Below are 19,370 nucleotides of genomic sequence, written 5' to 3'. Positions count from 1 at the left end.
CCGATTATTTCTTCATCGCAATTAAGGTGTGAATGTGCCACTGGTGTTTCGTACCGGTGAGGCGTGAAGAAACCTCGTGCCGCTGCTGCCAGGAAACGACATAAAACTGACTGAATAACCGCTCCAGCTCTTGTCTGCTGAGCGTCATGACCTGATCAGAGTTGTCGGTTTCATCTCCATTCATGCCAAGAAAATGACCACAGAATAATCCTCCCGGATATAAGCACTGAACAATCTTTTGCCACACCGCGTAGAAGTCTGGCCTCGGACAAAAGAAGAGTGAAGCACTGGCATTAACAAGGTGGGCCTTTGGGAAACGGTATTCGCTGAAATTGCAGTGCTGAAGATCTAACAGTGGATTGGAAGCCGCAAGCGGATGTGTTGATAATTGTCTCAGGCTTTCAAGGTTACTGTCGAAGGCATAGACCCGGTACTGATTTTCCAGCAAAAAGAAGGTATCCCTGCCGCGACCGCAGCCACAGTCCACAGCCACTTTTCCCCGCAGCTGATCCCCCAGCAACTGATGGGCTTCGATCAGATGAGGGCGAGGCGGTTGCAAAGCTGATGGAGACAGATAAGTTTGCCAGTCAATAGTGGCCATGTTTACCTCGATAATGCTTACTTCGTGGTCATTACAAGTATAAACACGGTCTGAGACGGTCAGCGTTCAATTGTTAGACGGAGTGAAAATCGGCCTAAGAATTTGATCTTACATTACGGATAAACTTTGCTACTATTTGCGCCAGCAGCCCGCGAATCAGCGAGCCCCTAATCAAGAGAGATATCACGATGACGAAATTAACTGCAGACGTTCAGGCAAATGCCGAACTGTTCTTCACTGAATCCAAAGAGGCACAGGTTGTCTACGGTTTGTGTAACGAAGAAGGGGATTGGCTGTCGGTTGATTCCAGTGAATTTGAAGAGTCAGAAGTGATGCCGTTCTGGTCGAACGAAGCTGACGCGAAATTCCACTGTGTGGATGAGTGGGCTGAGTTTCAGGCGACTGAGTTGCCGCTGGATGTTTTCGTTCAAGACTGGATGGTCACCCTTGCCGAAGATGGTGTTCTGGTAGGTCTGAACTGGAACCAGGAACTGGAAGGTGTTGAACTGGAACCTCAGGAAGTGGCCAAACAATACCTGTAAGGTTCAGCATTTTCGTGAAAAACCGCCAAAGTTGGCGGTTTTTTTATAGGTGACAAGTTGATTATCTGCCTGCTATCAACATTCTGATGATTCAGGGTTGCAAAATGAACTGTGTTCAATATTAAATGCAGCCCTCACAAAACCACGGAATGGACAAAACATGAAGAAAAGAAAAACACTGCTCGTTGCGGCAATGGGATTAGTGATGAGTGGCTGCGCGTTGGTTGGATTGCAGGCCGATAAAAATAGCGGTGTACTCGCCCTTTATATGGACATCGATTCGGAAGCAAATCATTCATTGCCTTGTCGTGCAATTGCTTTTCGAATGAAAAAAGTGACCGATGAGAACGGCACTGAAGATATCTGGAGCGCAGAATCATACTTCGATATTGAAAATCAGGCTGCCATTATTACAGGCATTGCAGATGGTAAGTACGTGATTGACAACATGCGTTGCTTTGCAAAAACGCGTCATGTCTTTAATAATTTCGCCCAGTATCTTGATATACCAACATTTGATATCGTGAACATTTATCAGGGTAAAGTGACACTGAGTTCGAAGGCGTTTAAAGCGGGACAGAGTCTTGACAAAGAGAAACGCGTCTATGTTCAGTTGACAGATGCCGGTAGCCTGAAACAGGATAAGCTGACTGATGTACTCCGGGCCAATCCGAGTTTGGCTGGCTGGGAGTTGATAAAAGATTAAAAGAGCAAATTATGACAGACGAAAAACGTTATCAGAAAGGCCTCTCCAGACTCAACGAACTGGATCCTCACGCAGCCGGGCATTTAAAAGAAAGTTTCAAGTCTGTTTGCCCGGAGCTGGCTGACTTTATTATTGCTTTTCCATTCGGTGAAGTGCTTTCCCGTGAAGGGTTGGATTTTCAGACCCGTGAACTGGCGACAATTTCTGCACTGACTGCAATGGGAAATTGTCAGCCGCAGCTGGCGAGTCATATCAAAGGTGCACTTCACATTGGATGTCAGCCGCAACAGATTGTTGAAGTCATTCTGCAAATGGCTGTCTATGCGGGCTTTCCGTCTGCCATCAATGGGATGACAGTAGCCAAAAATGTTTTTGAAGAACTGGGAATCTCATCCGTCCGATAAACAATAACTAGTCTGAAATATTCGCCCGACAGGGCCTGCAAGAAATGTTGAGACATAAAATCTCGCGGCCGGAGCCATGCATTGAACGGTTCCGGCCCTGTTTTTGTTCCGGCTGCCTCAAATCTCCCCTTCGTCTTTTTTCGCCCCCTTCCAAAAAATATCGACGCAGTACATCACATCTTGACATGTACGCGAACTAACACTCTGTTTTTAAAGAGAATGAAACTGAATCGTCATCGTTTTCTCTCCGTGTTGTAACACTGCGCCGTCAGTATATGAGCCCGTTTGTACATCTATGCTGATAATCATCACAACTAGGGAAGAATCATGAGCAAGGCGACGTTCGATCCAAATCGCTATAACAAAAGTGGCAATGAAACCTTTCAGGAAGTTCTGGACAAACATTTGTCCCGCCGTACGGCACTGAAAAGTACATTAGGGCTGGGTGCACTGACGGCGCTGAGCAGTTTCGGACTGGCTGGATGCGGCAGTGACAGCCAGTCAGGTAAATCAGGCGGCAGTACAGATACAGTCAGCCGCAGCGATGTGGTGCTGAATTTTGAGTCGATCCCTGGCGCTTTGCTGGATGCTGTTGCAGTACCAGCAGGTTATCAAGCTCAGGTGCTGGTGCCATGGGGCACGCCATTGAACAGCAAAGCGAATGCCTGGGATAATACCGGGAACAACTCGGCAGATGATCAGGCAAACGCCATGGGGATGCACCATGACGGAATGCATTTTTTCTCTTTGAATGATGCTGCTGATGACGGTCTGTTGTGTATCAACCACGAATATATTGATCAGAATGCCTTGCACCCGAACGGTCCGACCAAAGATGGCGGCACGGGTATGCGGACAAGCGTTGAAGAGATCCGGAAAGAAATCAATGCACACGGTGTCAGTGTTGTGCGTGTGAAACTGAACGGAAACACCTGGCAGATAGTAGACAAGGATCCGTTGAACCGTCGATTTACCGCAGCTACTGTCATGGACATGGCGGGCCCCCTGGCCTTTACGTCTCATCTGGAAACCCGTTTCTCGCCCGATGGCAGCCAGACTCGCGGCACCCTGAATAACTGTGGTAACGGTTACACACCCTGGGGCACATACCTGACCTGTGAAGAGAACTGGCCGGGTTACTTTGTCAACAAAGGCACGAAAACTGAAGATCAGAACCGGATTGGCGTTTCTGGTTCGGGTACGCGTTATGGCTGGGATGATCTGGCGGGCGATGCTGATGAACGTCTGGATGAATTTACCCGGTTTAACGTCACACCATCGGCAGGCAGCGCAGCAGGAGACTACCGGAATGAAGCAAACGGCTTTGGCTATATTGTGGAAATTGACCCTTACAATGCCTATTCACGCGCTGTAAAACGAACTGCACTGGGCCGTTTCCGTCACGAAGGGTGTGCGTTTGGAAAGCTGGAAGAAGGAAAGCCGGTCGTTTTCTACTCGGGCCATGACTCCAAGTTCGAATACATTTATAAATTCGTTTCTGAAGCAGTCTGGGATCCGGCTGATGCGAGTCCGGCGAACCGTCGCGCAGTCGGTGATAAGTACATGGATCACGGAACACTCTATGTCGCGAAATTCTCTGAAGACGGTATCGGGCAATGGCTGCCACTGACGATGGACAGCCCGAAAAAAGACGGCGGCGTATTGGGGGACGACTTTGATTCTCTGGCTGCAATTTTGCTGAACACGCCGGGAGCTGCAGATCTGGTGGGCGCGACACCGATGGATCGTCCGGAATGGACGACGGTTGATCCTTACACCGGTACTGTCTATCTGACACTGACCAATAACTCCAGCCGTAAGGAAGCCAATGCAGCGAACCCGCGTCTGGATAACTATTTTGGTCACATCATCCGTTGGGATGAGGGCAGTGACCAGAATTCATTCAGCTGGGATATTTTCCTGTTCGGAGCGCCGTCCGGTGCAGATGCGGATATCAACCGCTCGGGTCTGACGGATCTGAATATGTTTGCCAGCCCGGATGGCCTGTCGTTCGACGGGCGTGGCATTTTATGGGTGCAAACCGACAATGGTGCTTCGGAAGTGACCAAGTACACCAATGATCAGATGCTGGCAATCGTGCCTTCAGCCATGGTCGATGCACTGGGGAAACAACAGGTGGTCACCAGTGAGAATCAGACCCAACTGAAACGTTTCTTTGTCGGTCCGAATGACTGTGAAGTGACAGGGTTTGCAATCAGTCCGGATTACAAATCAGTCTTCATTAATATTCAGCACCCGGGCAACTGGCCATACTCTGAGAATGCGGCCGAAGAAACACCGGTAGGTGTGACGGTTCGTCCCCGTGCTGCAACGGTTGTGATTCGTCGCAATGACGGTGGTCCGATTGGCGTTTGATGTCTTGAGCTGAATCCGTCTGAGATTTCAATTGAAACCCGCAGCGAGCTGTGGGTTTTTTTATGCTGTCTATAGTTATCAGGCCCGAGTTATCAGGCGCGGCGTGAAGCATCTCTGGCGAGGAGCTTTGGTGCCGATTCAGACTCACTTGTGACGAGGTATCCCCCGGAATGAAACAGAGGGTTTTCAGATGCTTGTTCTTCTCCTGCCCGTATCTTGCTGCCAGTTCGGCGCTGGTTCAGGCTGCAACCTTGAATCCCGGTTGTGTTGTGCTGCTGCACGGGCTGGCAAGAACCGCTCATTCAATGTCCGCGATGTCTGAGGCGCTGAAGCAAGCGGGCTATCAGACAGTGAATGTCGATTATCCTTCAACTCAGATGAATATTCCGGCACTTGCAGAGCGGGTGATACCGGAGGGGGTGTCTCAGTGTGGCCACACGCAGCCGGTTCATTTCGTGACACACTCTATGGGCGGCATACTGGTCCGGCAGTATCTGTCTGTGCATCACTTGCCCGCATTAGGGCGCGTCGTTATGCTCGCACCGCCGAATCAGGGCAGTGAGGTCGTTGACACATTGCGTGACTTTTTCCTGTTTCAGTGGATCTACGGACCGGCGGGGCAACAGTTAGGAACGGATGTCCAGAGCCCGCCGAAGTGCCTTGGTCCTGTCAATTTTGAATTAGGTGTGATTGCCGGAAATCGCAGTATCGACTTTCTGACCTCATGGCCATTGCCGGACCCGCATGATGGCAAAGTGAGTGTCGAAAGTACAAAAGTTGCAGGGATGAAAGCTCATCTTGTCCTGCCGGCAACCCACACATTGATCATGAATGATGACGAAACAATTCAGCAGGCGGTCTATTTTCTTGGACATGGCTTTTTCCTGAACCCGGATATTTCGAATCAAGAAGAACGTTACTGACTGATTCAGAAGATACACAGGTTGTGACGTTAAGCAGGCTGTGACTCGTGAACAGAAGCTGCCTGAGGAAGGGCATCAAATGAGAGGTCATCATGAAAACAATCCTGAAAGTGGTTGCTCTGGTGTTACTGGTGGCTGCCGGTTTTGTTGCTGGCGTGGCCTTCGAACGGTTTCGGTATGAGGACGTATGTCTGGATATGGGAGGCGGCCAGAATCCCGGTGATTACCCCATCTGTGTGATAAAGATTCCATGATTGTTGTTGCGTGACTCATGCCGTCATTGTACAAACAAATTTTTGGAATGTGGGTCGCTTCATGGATGTCATTGAAATTAAAGATTTGTCGCCTTATTTTCAACAGTTAACCGGGTTGCTGCAGGATTGTGTGGATGATGGTGCTTCCATCGGTTTTCTGCCGCCGCTCAGCCGTGTTGATGCTGAAGCATACTGGCAGGATGTTGCACAAGCTTTGGGGGAGCACAGAAAACTTTGGATTGCCTGTGAGGGTGAACAGCTGCTCGGTACGGTTCAGCTGGCATTGTGTGGCAAGGAAAACGGTGCGCACCGTGCAGAAATCGAAAAGCTGATGGTGAACACAAACGCGCGTGGCCGTGGGGCAGGTAAGGCGCTGATGCTGGCTGCAGAAACATATTGTCAGCAAATAGCCCGCCACTTGCTGGTACTGGATACCCGGGAGGGTGACGTCGCCTCATCGCTGTACAGAAAGCTGGGCTATACAGAAGTGGGACGGATTCCACAGTTTGCGTTGAACGCGACGGGTGAACTGGATGCAACGGTCTATTTCTATAAGCTCCTGTCGCAGTAATGTCTGAAAGATAGGCCAATCAGTACGCTTCCTGTGTGAAGATTGTCTGTCAACAGCAGGGGAAGTGTGAACCGGAGTTTTCTCTGATATGACGCTTTGGAATAAAAAATTACCCCATATGAATCATTCGCATAGAAATTGTGAATCAATGTGAGGTGAACGACATAATATCCGGTCTTGAGCGTGATAAATCGGATAAAGGGTTTTCGTAAATGCTTTGGTAGTATATTTTGTGGATATGAGAGTTGAAGTTGTAGGATCGGAAGTCATGTTAGTGCCGGAGAAGCCCAGAGATGAAGTTGAACGGCTGCAGTGTCTGCGTTCGCTGGCAATATTGGATACGGAGCGTGAAGAGCGTTTCGACCGCGTGACCCGACTGGCGCGACGGCTGTTTAATGTCCCGATGTCGACGGTGACTCTGGTCGATGAAAACAGGCAGTGGTTCAAGTCTTGTTACGGTGCTGAACTGACCGAAACCGGACGTGATGTTTCTTTCTGTGGTCATGCCATTTTAGGGGATGAGCCTTTCATCATCACTGATGCCTCCAAAGACGTGCGATTTCATGATAACCCGCTGGTGGTTGGTCCGCCTTTTATTCGTTTCTACGCCGGTGTGCCACTACTGTATCGTGGAAAGTACAAACTGGGGACGCTTTGCATCGTCGATCATCAGCCTAAAATGTTGAATACAGACCAAATTCGGGATTTAATTGATTTGGCAAAAATTGCCGAACAGGAACTGTCGGCGCTGCATGAAGCAACGATTGATGAACTGACTCAGATTTCCAACCGGCGTGGTTTCATCAAACTGGCCTCGGAAAGCCTGCAAAATTGTCAGAAATACGATGAACCGTTTTCTCTGGCTTTCTTTGATCTCAATAAATTCAAGACGATTAATGATCAATGGGGTCATCAGGCCGGCGACCATGCGCTGAAAGATTTCGCAATGCTGATTAGCCAGAGTTTCAGATCTTCCGATTTGTTTGCCCGTGTTGGCGGAGATGAGTTCGTGGTGCTTTATACCGGGATGGAAGAGGAAGAAACCCGGAAAGCGATTCATCGGTTTGAACGGTCTGTAGACGAATTTAACCGCAACCAGCATCGCCCTTATCAGCTGTCATTCAGTGTTGGACTGTACACACTTCCTCCTGGCCGACGTATGAATCTGGAAGATATCTTGGCGAAGGCCGACTCCCGGATGTACCTCAGTAAAAAGAGCTAGCGGGTCCGTTTTCGGATAGAGGCATCTGCGAGCTTCTGAGCCCACGTTCATTTCTTTCACGAATTCAGGCGCATCCGATGCGCTTTGAAGGTCTACCTGCACTCACTTTTCCCGTTCTGCAATGCATCCAGAAATGCAACTTTGCGCTTACCCACAGATATGCAACCTCAAACGCATCATTGCGTGAAACGCCGTTCATCTCTGCCTATGATGTCAGGCAACAAGAAATATATCTTCAGGCGCGTGACTTGACTGTCAGGAGCGGTAGCGTGTTTGCGGGGATGCATCCATTGGACTGGTCACGCCTGAGTGATGCACACCGGCAACATGAGTGTAAATCTGTGTGGTAGATATGTCTGAGTGACCAAGCAGTTCCTGAATGCTTCGCAGATCAGTTCCGGCTTCTAACAGCCGTGTCGCAAATGAATGCCGAAAAGTGTGGCATCCGGCTTTTTTATAGATGCCTACCGTTCGAATTGCCAGGTTCACATGTCGCTGAATCTGGCGGGTACTGATATGGTGCCGCATTCTTTTGCCTGATCTCGGATCCTGACTGAGATGCAATGCTGGAAACAGGAACTGCCAACCCGTACTTTTGGACGCGGACGGATACTTTTTGCCAAAGCAAATGGCATGTACACTTCCCCAAAACCGTTTGCTAAATCTTGCTGGTGGCGTTGTGCCACCCCTAGAATCTGCCTGGACAAGATTTCATGCAAACTTTTGGGAAGCAGGGTTTGGCGATCTTTATCTCCTTTCCCAGTTCTGACAGTGAAGGCACTGCTGGTGAAGTCGATGTCCTGAACTCTCAATCGCATTGCTTCGCTGACACGTAAGCCGCTACCGTACATGAGCTGTGCCGCCAACTGATAGGGTTGGGAAATCTCTTGAATAATACTGATGGCTTCATCATGTGAAAACACAACGGGTAAGCGTACTTTCGGTGCCGCTCGTTTGAATGATAATTGCTCTGTGTTGAGCTGAAGATATTCCCGGCACAGAAAAATTAACGCATTGAACGCAGTTTTTTGTGTACTCGTAGCCACATTTGCCTGTAACACTAAATGCTCGAGAAAAACCGGAATATCTTCAGGACGAATGTGATCACGTCGTTGATAGCGATGGAACAGAACAAATCGGCGAATCCAGTGCAGATAAGTCTTTTCCGTGGAATAAGACAGTCCCCGTAACCGGATAAAAGCACGCAGCTGGTGAAGAAATTTACCTGAAGGTTGTTTAATCGGTGGTGGTATGTCGGTCATCATTTCACAAAAACAGTTGAACAGAACCGGGACTATAGTCTGTCGCTTTTTCAGTTCCGAATCACAAGTCGCTGATTTTCGATGTGATGAGTAGAAATCATGAAACGCTAGACAGAACAGTTACATAAAATTGTATACATAGATTAGATAGACGACATGATGTCGTTGAATAAAATGTTATAACTCTCCGTGGTATGGATGAAAAATGAATATTGAAGTAACAGATAATCCAAATAAAAATGACCTTGAAGTAATAAGTAAAGGTATTCAGTCGTTTAATCAACAACATATGCCAGATGAAGTTGTGTTCGAGCCTGATACAAAATTTGCGGCATTTGCGAAAGATGAAAATGGCAAAGTTCTAGGTGGTATTAGAGCAACAGGTTTCTGGAATTATTGCATCCTTGAGCTGCTTTGGCTTTCAGTGGAAACTCGAGGTAAAGGTGTAGGGAATAAGCTTATGGACGCCGCAGAACATTTTGCTAAAGAAAAAGGCTTTCAATACATACGTACGGAAACTCTTAGCTTTCAGGCTAAACCGTTCTATGAAAAACGTGGGTACAAAGTTTTTGGTGAGCTGCCCGATTATCCAAAAGGTCACACGACATACTGCCTTGTAAAAGAGTTATAACAAAGCGTTTAAGACAGATTCCCAACGCATGGCATTTTTCATTCCATCGTTGGGTTTCGTGTTTAGGGTGGTATGGTTAGGTTTCGTGGTGGCGTTGCTCACTACTTAACGCGGCGTTAGCTCTTATTTTAGTTCAGCGGGATGTTGCGTACTTTCGAATGAACTCTTAGCTACACACTTTCATTAATGGACTTACAAGCAGATAAACGTTGGTCTTTTAAGAGTCGGCGCTCATAGTGTACAAATTGACGTTTTTTCAGCCTTCGCTCATTTCGGTAGCGTCGCTCAATTTGGTAAAGACCGTCGACGAATACGGTATCTGCGATGCAAGGGATTTTAATTTTGTCGGTCATAACAATACCCCAATATCACTGGGTGGGTTAAACATCTCAAAATGTTGGTTGCCAATAAATCTCAGACTTCAACAATTGGCTTCACTATTGTGAACTAGACATACTGACCGAGTTTCGCGTCAAAAAAATTCATTTTAGGAATGCATTGGTTTTCATGTTTGTTGAAGCTGATTACAATGCAGAGCGTTTTGCAGTTCTTTGCCAAGCAAAGCAAGGTGAATTAAGCAGCTAACAAAGCGTTAAAGAGGGATTGCAAACGCGTGGCATTTTCGGTTCCAATAGGGTTTTGTGGTTAAGGCGGTTCCATTGGCATTCGAGTGGCGTTTGCAACCCCTTAACGCGACGTAAAGTGTCAATATGGATTCGTACTCTGAATTACTAGACTACATAGTTTCTCTGGATTCTAAATATCAAGAGGTATGGGATAGTGAAGAGAATTACCATCGAAATGAAGATGGTGATTCTACAATGTGTGGAGTGTTGTCAGAGTTTGGACAATATTTACAAGATCACCAAAGCCTGGAATCACTTCCTTACTTGGAGCCATTATTTCAATTTATTGAGGCTGAAGCAGATTCCCAATCGGATCTGGGGGGCTCAATCAGAGTCTGTTTTCTAGAGAATTTGAGCCATACAGAGGCAGGTAAAAAACTAGAAAAATACATGGGTAAGCGTACATTTCATTACTACAACGGAGGCACCTTCCCGTGGAACACTTAACAAGCAAAGGCAGCATCGCCCTTCGGGCTGGACGCGCTAACGCGCGCCGCTGCTTTGGGCGTTAGGCAATTGGAGATAATATGAACAAGAAGCACCTGAAAAGGTTTGAAGAATTAGAACAACAGTCTGAAGTTGTGTTATCTACAAAAAGGATGGGTACGGGAACTTACTCGCAAGGTGTTGAGTATGTGGATCAGAACACACTAGATGAGTGGCGCATCAAAGTTAAAAGCTTGATCGCCAACAGTTGTGGTAAAGATTCAGAGCATTACTCTGAGTTTGTTGCCGGTGAAAATCCAACTTCATTTGAGTCAAACCTTTCCGTATTTAAACGGCTAAAAGCAATTTTTAATGCTGCTTGTGATGACTTTGAAGGTGGCTACCTGATATCGGTGAGAACCTTGGTTCAAGCGGAAGTGTTTGATAGTGAATTAGAACAAGCTACTGAACTATTAACATCAAATTATCCAACCGCAAGTGCTGTTATCCCGGTATCGTTTTAGAGACTAGCTTAAGAGAACTATGCGATAGAAATAATATCCCTCATGGGAAGATGGACAAAATGAATGCTGATTTAACCAAAGCTGGCATTTATAACTCACTACAACAAAAACGAATTACAGCTATTGCAGGTATTAGAAATAGTGCTGCACATGGCAATCACGATGAGTTTTCTCGTGACGATGTAAGAGTAATGATATCTGATATCGAAAGATTTCTACTAACGTACTTGTTGGAATAATTGCCTAACAAAGCATTTAAGAGTGATTCCCAACGCATGGCATTTTTCATTCCATCGTTGGGTTTTGTGTTTACGGTGGTATGGGTACGTGTTGGTGGTAGCGTTGCTCACACCTTAATGTGGCGTTAGGGTTCTCTCAACAATCGAGGTTACAAATGGAAAGCAAAGTAATCGGAAAATTAAAGGTTCATGCTGAAATTGATGAATGGTATGAAAGTGAAACGATTTCAATCCCTTTGCTTGGTGGGCACAAGCTATCATTCACTATCGAAGATATCGACGAAGATGAGAGCCCAGATGAGTTTGAGGAAGCAATATCGAATTTTATGGGCCTTGACGAATCATTAAAGTCTGAGATTGAACCCTACGTATATAAAAACTATCTTGATTTCAAGGAAGCCGTTGGTGATGAGTACTGTCCTCCCAACATACTCAATCCAGCAGGTGTGTGGCAGTATGTCTACCCGAGTTACGTTAGTGTTTCACGTAGGCCTTATGGCAACAAGGAAGTATACGTTTTACTGCTTGCTGAATGTGAATGGGAGCCTGAGCATGGATTACAAATAGTATTTCACAAAGGTAAAACCCTTAATCGGGTAAGCGCTCAAGATGGTCACCTGACACACTCAGACGCATATGCCTTACCTGAGGAACAGGATCGCATATGCTAAACCCTAACAAGTCATTTAAACGGACGTAATAACGCTGGCTTTGCTCCTCCGTCGCTTAGTATAGCCTGCAATTTTGCGCCGCTTAATGAAGCGTTAGCTGTACTGAGAAAGTTCATGGATAGGGTCGAGATTGAAGAATATTTAAAGCTACTTGATGGTAGAGGATCTGATAATGAATTCTCAGTAGTTAAGGAGCTTTCTTGCCTGGGTATGGAATTCCCGAAACTGCTTCTGGAAAAGTACCGTGGTTCGAAAAAGTGGGGGGAGCGGGCTTCTTGTTTATATCACGCATCTAAGTATGTTGTTTCAAGTCCGCATGCATTTGAGCTTGGCATTGAGGCTCTAGGTGATAAATCTAAAGTGGTTAGGTATCGTGCGTGTCTCTTGCTGGCCATGGCGCAAAAGTCGGAGGCTATAAAACCACTCGGGGCATTAATTACCAATTCCGAATCATCAGATGACGCAAAGGCAGCAATTGATGCAATCGAGCATAAAAATCATCACTATATTGCTGATCGAGATCACTCGGGTATGGCAACTCTGAATGTCGAGCAAAAATACAGCTAATAAGCCTGTCAACTACGCGCCTGCGGCGCCGGACGCGCGCCGGTTATTGGGGCGTTAGGTTTCACTGTACATACAAATCTCATTGATACTGTTCTTATATACAGTATTTGTGCTACTATGCAGAGCAATTAATATAGTGGTTAGGTAACAAAATGAAAGAGTTTAAACTTGAAAATGATGTAATTATTCGATATCACGACTTTTCTGGCGATGAAATACCAATTATTTTCATTCATGGTCTTGGATGTGCATCTTCATTTGATTATCCACAAGTAGTTTCAATGGGTAGCTTAGTTAATCATAGGCGTATACTAGTCGATTTGGTCGGCTCTGGATACAGCGATAAGCCTGAGTGGTTTGATTATACAATAGCTAATCATGCTAAATATCTCGAAGAATTATTAAGTTATTTGAGCTTAGATAATATTGTGATCTTTGGTCACAGCATGGGGGGAGCGGTATCTATTGCATTAGCTGAACGTGTAAAAGATAAAGTTAAGGCTATTATTTTAAGTGAGGCAAATCTTGATGCTGGCGGCGGATTTTTTAGTAAACAAATCGCAAGTTATAGTGAAAGTGATTTTATAAAGTTTGGGTATGCAAAAACTCTTCGAGAGAGTGTTGTAAGTGGTAATACTGAATGGGCTGCTGGACTATCAAATAGTTCACCTATAGCCATTCACCGAAATGCAGTATCTCTGATAAAAGGTCAAACACCAAGTTGGCGTCAAATATATTATTCACTGGATACTGTTAAAACATATATTTATGGAAGTGAAAGTTTACCTGACCCAGATTATGACGAGTTGGCTAGGCATAAAATTAACGTTGCAGTTGTAGCTAATGCAGGACATTCAATGGCATGGGAGAATCCAGAAGGATTGGCGTTAGTAGTTGAGAAGTATATTAAATAACCTAACAAACGCTTCAAGACGGATTCGAAAATCTCGGCGGTTTTGGTTTGATTTGGTTTTTGGGTTTACGGTGCAATAATTGATTGTTGTGGTAGCGTTACTCACCACTTAATCGGGCGTTATATTTTTTCGAAAAATTCCATCGAAACTTAGTTAAAAATCTAATAACTTTAATCCACCTCAGTTCGATTTGTGATGACATTTGAGTAATGATGGATGGTGAGGAATTTGTTCAATTAGTAAAAGAAGAAGCTAGAGATTTCTCTATAGATTGGTCTGACGGGAGTCAGGTATCTCAAGCGATGCTCAAACATGGTTATCAAATCTGTTTTTAAGTGAGCAGTTATTTGTGCGTGAGATTGTTACTGAAGCAATAGATCATAGTTTGTTCCAATTGTTAGAAATAATGGATGGTGTGCATACTAAGAATCAATTACCAATAGAAGCCTCGTGTTGTAACGAGAAGATCTCTGGTGAAGGAATGCCACAGTTGCATGATTTGTACGCAAGAAAAATATAACAAAGCAATCAAGGTGATGCGTTACACTCGGCGATTTTAGTATGGAGTGTGGTGTGCTTTGTTGGTTCAGTGGGGCACAGATTTTCGCAGCCGTTATAAGCCTTAAGGTACTACATAGGATATTGAACATTGGAAAATGCAGAGAAACAAAAAGGACCTGGTTGTCTTGGATTTGTAATTGGTGGAATGTCATTCATCCCCTTGATTGGCGTTTTATTTGGGATTGTAGCAATCATCTGGGGCTTCAAAGCGAAAAGTACAAAACTTAAAGTAGTCGGTCTTTGTGGTATTAGTTTTACTTTTATCTTGTATGGGACTCTTGGGTACTTTGGTTTTGTACAAGAAGGAGGAGTATACGATGATCTACGCTTTAAGTTAGTAAAGGTACAATTGACTAATTCAGTACAAGCTATTGAACTATACAAAGTTCAACATGGCGTATATCCGCCATCATTGGAAGTACTACAAGAATCCTTGCCAGAAGGCAGTTTGGTATCTCTAAACGATGCAGCACAGGTGAGCATTTCCGGAGAGAAGCTGTATTACTATATTGTTATTGATGAAAATTATTATCATATTCGATCATATGGAAGAGACGGAATAATCAATACATTGGATGATATTCTGCCAACACCTATAGAAAAAGTAGGACTAGTCGCCGACTATCAAATAGAAAACGGCTTATAACAAAGCATTTAAGAGAGATTCGCAACGCTTGGCATTTTCAGTTCTAGGTTGGGTTTAGTGTTTACGGTGGTATGGTTTAGGTTGGGTGGTAGCGTTGCTCACACCTTAATGCGGCGTTATATTTTTTAGGGAAAAATCGATGAATATAAAAAGGATATGTTTTTTATCTGTATGTTTGATAAGTAGTTCTTTCACATTTGCTACTGAAAACACAATAGAAACCACAGTTCCCGCATGTGATTACACGAGGCTAACCATTAACGTGCCTTCGACAGTCAAACTGATTGCGAGTGGTGATTCGTCTGGTACTGTGAAAGGTGCCACTAAAGAACTGAACGCTTTGAAATACACCTGCTTTAACGGAAAGTTTGAAATTAGTACTAAAGATACGGTCGCAATCAAAGAAGGTTTTGTTTTTGAGTTAACCAATGGTTCAGTGTCTAGTCTAACCTTAAATGGCGCGCAAACGGTCGACATTACAAATTTGGCAGCTAAAAGTTTTACTCTTGTAGTAAATGGAGCTGGTACATCAAATTTGTTTGGCAGAGTTGACGATTTCGATGTTGCCCTCAATGGTGCAGCTCAAGTGGAAGCTACATTGCTAGAGTCTCAAACGGGCAAAATTAAAGTTAATGGTTCAGGCTTAGTTCGACTGAATGTTTCTTCCGAACTAACTGGAAAGGTAAATGGTTCAGGTCGTATTGAGTATTTAGGGACTCCACAAACTATTGATACAAAAATAAATGGCAGTGGCTCGATATCAACAATACTGGTGTCACCAAAAATATAACAAGGAGCCAACGCAATTGACTACAAAGTTACGAGAGTGCTGAACATACACAGCTAGCAAAGCGTTTAAGTGGGAATCGGTACGCGTGGTATTCTTGTGATGCGTTTGGTTAAATGTTTAAGGTGCAATGCAGAAGCTTCGGTATTGCGTTGCTCACCCCTAAATAGGGCGTTAAGTTGTAAGGAGTTTTGATGAACGGTAAGTGTCTATGTGGCGAAATTCAGTTCGAAGTAAATGGCGGTTGCACCAATATCTATCAATGTCATTGTTCATTATGTAGAAGAGTGACAGGCTCTAACTCCAATTCGGCAGTGCTTGTGGAAAGTAATAGTTTTAAGTGGCTCTCTGGTACTGACAAAATAACATCTTTTATCAAGGAGTCCGGATACAGATCAGAGTTTTGCGCTAAATGCGGCAGTCCAGTCCCCAACGAATTAAAAAACAAAAGTGGCTATTGGGTTCCTGTAGGATTACTCGATAAAACTATGCACTTGAAGGTATCTGCCCATCTGTGTGTTAGCTCTAAAGCGGAGTGGGATGAAATTGGTGACGATGGTCTCCAATATTGAATCACTTAACAAAGCATTGCAACGGAGTAGCTGTTGAATGCGGCGCTAGGTGTTCAAGTGAAAGTCCAGTGTGGAACTGGACTTAAGAAAGTTAGTACTATTTACAGTGATTTATCGGTAGAAACTTTAGGTCAGACGGGACGAGTTGCGATTCACTATTTACTAGTTTGATTCCAACTATGTCGTAACGTTTGTTTGCTTCTGGCGTAAATTCAAACGCATAAGAGGTAACATGGGTTTCGGATGTATAAGTAGCGTAACTTTTGACCAGAATTATTAGGCGCTTGTTTTCTTTCAATTGAACAATTTTTTCTTTCGGATCTAACAAGGCACCACCGACAAGGCCAATCTGTTGCTCAGAGTCAAAATCACATTCGGACTGTAATACGGAATAACCGTGAGCATGGTTGTATTTATGATCACCATGCATACGTAAGAAGGGACTGTTTTCATTTATGTTTTGAGGGCTGTATGTTGTTGCGCATCCACTTGTCAAAACGAAAAAAGATAGAATTAGCTTTTTCACGATATGTTTTCTGTATTATTAAAAGGTTAATGATAATTATTTCAATTTATGAAATCAACTGAAATCTATCAAATGGTTTTTCACACATAACAAAGCGTTTAAGAGGGACTCTTAGTGCCGGGAGGTTTTGTGTTATATTTGGTTTAAGTGTCTGTAGTACAATGGTTTCATTTGCACGGCATAGCGTTGTCGCAGTGAAAGCGGCGTTGGAACAGAAGTTAATTTGAAATAGATTCAGGAAACAAAATGAAAAAATATGTATTTGCTTTAACTTTGCTGACAGGGCTTGTTGGCACTTATCCTGTATCAGCAAGTCAACCATCTCATGATTTGGGGTATTGCATGAATGACAACATGACTGGTGAAGAGAGGAAGATGCTTGCAAAGTGGATATTTTTTTCCATGTCAGAGTACCCGGAAATTAAGCCTTACGCAAATGTCATAGAATTAGATAAAGAGAACGCCAATAAGTATGCAGCTGAACTAATAACCAGGCTTTTGACAAAGGATTGCGTAAATGAAGCAAAAATTGCGATTCAGCACGAAGGGAAGCTTGCTATACAAGGTGCATTCCAATTGGTTGGCAGTGCTGCTGTTGAAGAATTGTCAACGAATAGCGACGTGATTCGATCCATGTCTGGTTTTGGAAAATATCTAGATCAAACTAAATTCGATTCAATTTTATCTGAGTAAATTTCAAGTGAATTCAGTAAAAACCTCACAAGATATTTAAGGTGGCCCTGGATTATTCCTTTTCGTTTGAAGTTCGGTGTGTTTTTGGGGTTTAGTGTGGCGTTTGATTGCAGGTGTTAGATTCAAGGGATAGGCATGTTCAATAAATCACAAAAGCGTGAAACCTATCGAGTGCTTGGGTTAGCTGCAATGTGCTCTGGTGGTAGCGAATATAAGGTGTCTTGGGCTATTTACCTATTGGAGCAAGGTATCGAAACAGAACATCTTGCTATATTGGCCTCTCTTTTAAAGCCAGTAAATGAATTTGAAGCTGAAGCTTATTTTAATACTGTTCTTAATGAACTCGGTATTGTACGGCCAAATGAGGAAGCTGCTTTAGAGGGGTACGCGAAGGTCTTAGCACAGGCTGTCGTTGATGGTGCCTTAGCTCCAGAAGACGGCGTCTCTCAAATTTATGCGGTAAATGTTCAGTTGGATTATCCGGGAACACTTTCTGAATATACGTCACTTGAAGATAAATGGTATTGCGAACATATTCACGGTTGGTCAGCGCAACATAGAAGAAGTGAAATAATCAATGCGTGCAAAGAAACAATTGACGTGTTGAATTACCCAGAACTCTTTAAAGACTAATAAAGCGTTTAAAAATGATTCCAAATGTTTGGCATTTTGAATAAGAGTTGGCTTTAATGTTTACTGCACAATGGATTCGGTTGGAAGGTTGCGTTGTTCACACTGAAACGCAGTGTTAGACCCCCTCACAAACATTTATCATGGAGCCATACTATGAATAACTACCAAAACAGCATACTTCTCTCTGTACCTGTCTCTCATGTTTACGATGCCTTGACCACGCAGCGCGGCATATCTGAATGGTGGACTCCTTCTTGCGAGGTAGGCACTACCGTCGGAGAACTGATAACGATAAGGTTTGGTGAAACGTTCAAAGTGATGCGTATTGAGTCCCTGCGACCTCAATCGGAGGTTTGTTGGAGTGTTATAGACGCGCAATTAGTTGTTCCCGGTTTGACACGAACGGACGAATGGATAGGGACAACAATCGTATTCCAACTTTCAAGTCCATCCGAATCCACTACGCGTTTGGATTTAGAGCATCTCGGTCTGACCCCACAAATTGAGTGTTTCGAAGTTTGCAGTCAAGGCTGGACTCACTTTCTGGCAAGTCTTAAAAATTACCTGGAGACAGGTAAGGGGATGCCTTATACCGAGCCTTCGGCTGAATAAGTTGCCGATTAGCTCAGTGTGAGGCTTCTTTGATTACATTCTTAAAATCAGGATATTGTATGAAGCGTTTTTTGGGCGTATCTCTTTTGATCTTGCCTTTTGTGGTAAACGCAAAAACCACGGTTGTTTTGGATTCGTCTCGAGAGCGTTCCATTCCAGTTGAAATTGAGTTTCCTAAAAATACTGATAACTGTACTCCCTTAAATCGATGCAATGTTGCTTTTATCAGTGCTGGAAATCGCGTTCCGTTTACAAAGTATAAATTCGTCTCTGAGACATTGAATCGTTTGGGGTATATGACGGTTGCAGTAGATCATGAACTTCCAACTGATCCGCCATTATCGAGAACGGGTGATTTGTATCAGACTCGTATCGAGAACTGGGAGCGAGGGGCAGACACATTGGACTTCCTCCAGCGTGAGCTGGGTATGCGTTTTCCGTCTTTTGACTTCAACAAGCTCACCTTGGTTGGGCATTCGAATGGAGGCGATATCTCGACATGGTTAAGCAATGGAAATAAAAAATATATTTATCAACTAATTACATTAGACCATATGAGAGTCACTTTACCGAAAACGGACAAGATGAAAGTTCTTTCGGTGAGAGCGTCAGAATATCCAACGAAGTCAGGTGTCTTGCCGACCGAAGCAGAACAACAGACGTATGGCAGCTGTATTGTTGAGATTCCAGCGTCGAAGCATATGGATCTAACCGACTATGGTTTGAGTGCGGTTCAACAAAAAACGATTAATATCATTTCTGGCTTTGTGAAAGGGTTAACTTGCGCTGACTTGAGAACAGAAGTCTGACAGACTGTTCAAGAGGCGTCACAACGCGGGGTCTTTGACTGTGCGTTGGTTGAAATGTCTAAGATGGTTTTC

At 44.3% G+C, this 19,370-nt stretch carries 26 protein-coding genes; 22 read left to right on the top strand and 4 right to left on the bottom strand.

What is annotated here, in order from left to right; genetic code table 11:
• Positions 1-4 precede the first annotated feature (4 nt).
• Complete coding sequence (locus L4174_RS20615; RefSeq protein WP_248142004.1) at positions 5-601, bottom strand: class I SAM-dependent methyltransferase; 597 nt, start codon at positions 599-601, stop codon at positions 5-7.
• Between the two features lie 188 nt (positions 602-789).
• On the opposite strand from L4174_RS20615, the gene L4174_RS20610 reads away from it, so the two are divergent.
• The 8 genes from L4174_RS20610 (at position 790) to L4174_RS20575 (ending at position 7,599) form a co-directional block, all read left to right on the top strand.
• Complete coding sequence (locus tag L4174_RS20610; RefSeq protein WP_248142005.1) at positions 790-1,143, top strand: DUF2750 domain-containing protein; 354 nt, start codon at positions 790-792, stop codon at positions 1,141-1,143.
• Positions 1,144-1,303: 160 nt separating this feature from the next.
• Entirely contained in the window at positions 1,304-1,849 is a 546-nt protein-coding gene (locus L4174_RS20605; RefSeq protein WP_248142006.1) for a hypothetical protein, read from the top strand.
• A gap of 11 nt (positions 1,850-1,860) precedes the next feature.
• Positions 1,861-2,253 carry a carboxymuconolactone decarboxylase family protein gene (locus L4174_RS20600; RefSeq protein ID WP_248142007.1) on the top strand — a complete coding sequence of 131 codons (393 nt, stop codon included), beginning with the start codon at positions 1,861-1,863 and terminating at the stop codon, positions 2,251-2,253.
• Positions 2,254-2,580: 327 nt separating this feature from the next.
• Positions 2,581-4,629: a PhoX family phosphatase gene (locus L4174_RS20595; RefSeq protein ID WP_248142008.1), complete on the top strand. Its 2,049-nt coding sequence runs from the start codon at positions 2,581-2,583 to the stop codon at positions 4,627-4,629.
• Positions 4,630-4,799: 170 nt separating this feature from the next.
• The gene (locus tag L4174_RS20590) at positions 4,800-5,552 is read left to right on the top strand and encodes a triacylglycerol lipase (protein ID WP_248142009.1); all 753 of its coding nucleotides are present in this window, start codon (positions 4,800-4,802) and stop codon (positions 5,550-5,552) included.
• A gap of 92 nt (positions 5,553-5,644) precedes the next feature.
• Positions 5,645-5,806: a hypothetical protein gene (locus L4174_RS20585; protein WP_248142010.1), complete on the top strand. Its 162-nt coding sequence runs from the start codon at positions 5,645-5,647 to the stop codon at positions 5,804-5,806.
• A 61-nt stretch (positions 5,807-5,867) separates the two neighbouring features.
• Positions 5,868-6,377 (top strand): GNAT family N-acetyltransferase, encoded by a 510-nt coding sequence (locus L4174_RS20580; protein WP_248142011.1) that lies wholly within the window; start codon positions 5,868-5,870, stop codon positions 6,375-6,377.
• A gap of 268 nt (positions 6,378-6,645) precedes the next feature.
• Entirely contained in the window at positions 6,646-7,599 is a 954-nt protein-coding gene (locus L4174_RS20575) for a sensor domain-containing diguanylate cyclase (protein WP_248142012.1), read from the top strand.
• Positions 7,600-7,854: 255 nt separating this feature from the next.
• Here the strand turns inward: L4174_RS20575 and L4174_RS24095 are convergent, their stop codons facing one another.
• A complete protein-coding gene (locus L4174_RS24095; protein ID WP_305885163.1) occupies positions 7,855-8,127 on the bottom strand; it encodes a tyrosine-type recombinase/integrase in 273 nt (90 codons plus the stop codon).
• Positions 8,085-8,864, bottom strand: coding sequence for a phage integrase N-terminal SAM-like domain-containing protein (locus L4174_RS20570; protein WP_305885162.1), 780 nt, complete (start codon positions 8,862-8,864; stop codon positions 8,085-8,087). The genes L4174_RS24095 and L4174_RS20570 overlap by 43 nt, the downstream gene beginning before the upstream one ends.
• A gap of 202 nt (positions 8,865-9,066) precedes the next feature.
• Here L4174_RS20570 and L4174_RS20565 point away from each other — a divergent pair, with 202 nt between their 5' ends.
• The 10 genes from L4174_RS20565 to L4174_RS20520 all read left to right on the top strand — a co-directional run bounded on the left by L4174_RS20565 (position 9,067) and on the right by L4174_RS20520 (position 16,025).
• Entirely contained in the window at positions 9,067-9,492 is a 426-nt protein-coding gene (locus L4174_RS20565; RefSeq protein WP_248142013.1) for a GNAT family N-acetyltransferase, read from the top strand.
• A 710-nt stretch (positions 9,493-10,202) separates the two neighbouring features.
• Complete coding sequence (locus tag L4174_RS20560) at positions 10,203-10,565, top strand: hypothetical protein (RefSeq protein WP_248142014.1); 363 nt, start codon at positions 10,203-10,205, stop codon at positions 10,563-10,565.
• Positions 10,566-10,645: 80 nt separating this feature from the next.
• Positions 10,646-11,068: a hypothetical protein gene (locus L4174_RS20555; RefSeq protein ID WP_248142015.1), complete on the top strand. Its 423-nt coding sequence runs from the start codon at positions 10,646-10,648 to the stop codon at positions 11,066-11,068.
• Positions 11,069-11,118: 50 nt separating this feature from the next.
• Entirely contained in the window at positions 11,119-11,307 is a 189-nt protein-coding gene (locus tag L4174_RS20550) for a hypothetical protein (protein WP_254589137.1), read from the top strand.
• Positions 11,308-11,462: 155 nt separating this feature from the next.
• A complete protein-coding gene (locus L4174_RS20545) occupies positions 11,463-11,978 on the top strand; it encodes a hypothetical protein (protein WP_248142017.1) in 516 nt (171 codons plus the stop codon).
• A 114-nt stretch (positions 11,979-12,092) separates the two neighbouring features.
• The gene (locus tag L4174_RS20540; RefSeq protein WP_248142018.1) at positions 12,093-12,545 is read left to right on the top strand and encodes a HEAT repeat domain-containing protein; all 453 of its coding nucleotides are present in this window, start codon (positions 12,093-12,095) and stop codon (positions 12,543-12,545) included.
• A gap of 152 nt (positions 12,546-12,697) precedes the next feature.
• Positions 12,698-13,459, top strand: coding sequence for an alpha/beta fold hydrolase (locus L4174_RS20535; protein WP_248142019.1), 762 nt, complete (start codon positions 12,698-12,700; stop codon positions 13,457-13,459).
• Positions 13,460-14,108: 649 nt separating this feature from the next.
• Entirely contained in the window at positions 14,109-14,666 is a 558-nt protein-coding gene (locus tag L4174_RS20530; protein WP_248142020.1) for a hypothetical protein, read from the top strand.
• 139 nt (positions 14,667-14,805) lie between these two features.
• The gene (locus L4174_RS20525) at positions 14,806-15,456 is read left to right on the top strand and encodes a GIN domain-containing protein (RefSeq protein ID WP_248142021.1); all 651 of its coding nucleotides are present in this window, start codon (positions 14,806-14,808) and stop codon (positions 15,454-15,456) included.
• Between the two features lie 191 nt (positions 15,457-15,647).
• Positions 15,648-16,025: a GFA family protein gene (locus tag L4174_RS20520; RefSeq protein WP_248142022.1), complete on the top strand. Its 378-nt coding sequence runs from the start codon at positions 15,648-15,650 to the stop codon at positions 16,023-16,025.
• A gap of 97 nt (positions 16,026-16,122) precedes the next feature.
• On the opposite strand, the gene L4174_RS20515 is transcribed toward L4174_RS20520, so the two are convergent.
• On the bottom strand, positions 16,123-16,551 hold the full coding sequence (locus L4174_RS20515; RefSeq protein ID WP_248142023.1) for a hypothetical protein: 429 nt from the start codon (positions 16,549-16,551) through the stop codon (positions 16,123-16,125).
• A gap of 246 nt (positions 16,552-16,797) precedes the next feature.
• Between L4174_RS20515 and L4174_RS20510 the strand changes: the two genes are divergently transcribed.
• The 4 genes from L4174_RS20510 to L4174_RS20495 all read left to right on the top strand — a co-directional run bounded on the left by L4174_RS20510 (position 16,798) and on the right by L4174_RS20495 (position 19,298).
• The gene (locus L4174_RS20510; protein ID WP_248142024.1) at positions 16,798-17,244 is read left to right on the top strand and encodes a hypothetical protein; all 447 of its coding nucleotides are present in this window, start codon (positions 16,798-16,800) and stop codon (positions 17,242-17,244) included.
• Between the two features lie 135 nt (positions 17,245-17,379).
• Entirely contained in the window at positions 17,380-17,877 is a 498-nt protein-coding gene (locus L4174_RS20505) for a hypothetical protein (protein WP_248142025.1), read from the top strand.
• A gap of 153 nt (positions 17,878-18,030) precedes the next feature.
• Positions 18,031-18,489, top strand: a complete 459-nt coding sequence (locus tag L4174_RS20500; RefSeq protein WP_248142026.1) for an SRPBCC domain-containing protein — start codon at positions 18,031-18,033, stop codon at positions 18,487-18,489.
• Between the two features lie 59 nt (positions 18,490-18,548).
• Entirely contained in the window at positions 18,549-19,298 is a 750-nt protein-coding gene (locus L4174_RS20495) for an alpha/beta hydrolase (protein WP_248142027.1), read from the top strand.
• Positions 19,299-19,370: the final 72 nt, after the last annotated feature.

Origin of the sequence: Photobacterium sp. CCB-ST2H9 (assembly GCF_023151555.2) — a bacterium.
Lineage (GTDB): Bacteria > Pseudomonadota > Gammaproteobacteria > Enterobacterales > Vibrionaceae > Photobacterium.
This window is presented reverse-complemented; position numbering and strand designations above follow the sequence as displayed.